Annotated in this window: 2 protein-coding genes; both read right to left on the bottom strand. The window is 56.4% G+C overall.

Annotated elements, in window-relative coordinates; genetic code table 11:
- A partial coding sequence (locus VZ95_RS19975; RefSeq protein WP_045777428.1) for a tellurite resistance TerB family protein occupies positions 1-452 on the bottom strand: 452 nt, incomplete at its 3' end.
- Positions 453-576: 124 nt separating this feature from the next.
- A complete protein-coding gene (locus tag VZ95_RS23475) occupies positions 577-720 on the bottom strand; it encodes a hypothetical protein (protein ID WP_084627950.1) in 144 nt (47 codons plus the stop codon).
- Positions 721-732: the final 12 nt, after the last annotated feature.

Below are 732 nucleotides of genomic sequence, written 5' to 3'. Positions count from 1 at the left end.
AGGAACACGCCCCGGTCGTTCTTCATCATGAGAACCTGGAAATAGGGGCGGAAATCTTCATCGCTAATACCGAAGGCTTTCTGCACCTTATCGAAGAATTCGCGCTCCTCGGGTTCGGCTTCGCCATCGGCGAGCGCGCTATCGACGAGGTTCATCAGAATGCACAGGCGCTGCGCCGTGGTCAGTACGGGGGTGGCTTCGGTCAGGAACTGCTCGTGGCTATGGGTGCGGGTATATTTCATCGCCGCATTCAAGAGCGCCTGATTATTCGCGCCAACGCCAATGCTGCCGCCCTTGCCGCGCTCGCCGCCGATTACGGACAGCAGATGCCCTACTTCTTCAGGGTCCATCTCGCCATCGGCGGCCATTGTGTAAAGCAGCGCGATGGCGAACGCCTTATGGGCGGTCATCTGGTCGCCCTTATCGCTTTTGAACATGGAAAATAGGCTCATAACGGTCCCTTTCGATGGCACAAGACAGGTGTCGTCTAAGGGTCCGATAACGCGCCCGGACCTGAGACTAGGCACAGGTGGGCCGGAGCAATCTGGCGTTCAAGCGGGGATGGCGAAAATTATCCTATTGCCAGGGCGCTAAATCTCCCGCCGCTTGCTCCCGGTGAAACTCGGCTGCGAAGCTATCCAATCGATCCTCTTCGATAGCTTTGCGCATCCCAGCCATAAGCTCCTGATAATAATGGATATTATGCCACGTTAGCAGCATCGCCCCCAAAAT

The organism is Elstera litoralis (genome assembly GCF_000963705.1).
Lineage (GTDB): Bacteria > Pseudomonadota > Alphaproteobacteria > Elsterales > Elsteraceae > Elstera > Elstera litoralis.
Note: the sequence above shows the minus strand (reverse complement) of the source record. Positions and strands in the feature narration are given on the sequence as shown.

Bases quoted from the DNA above. Each gene is read 5' to 3' on its own strand.
- VZ95_RS23475 (WP_084627950.1), bottom strand. From the start codon at position 720: ATGCTGCTAACGTGGCATAATATCCATTATTATCAGGAGCTTATGGCT.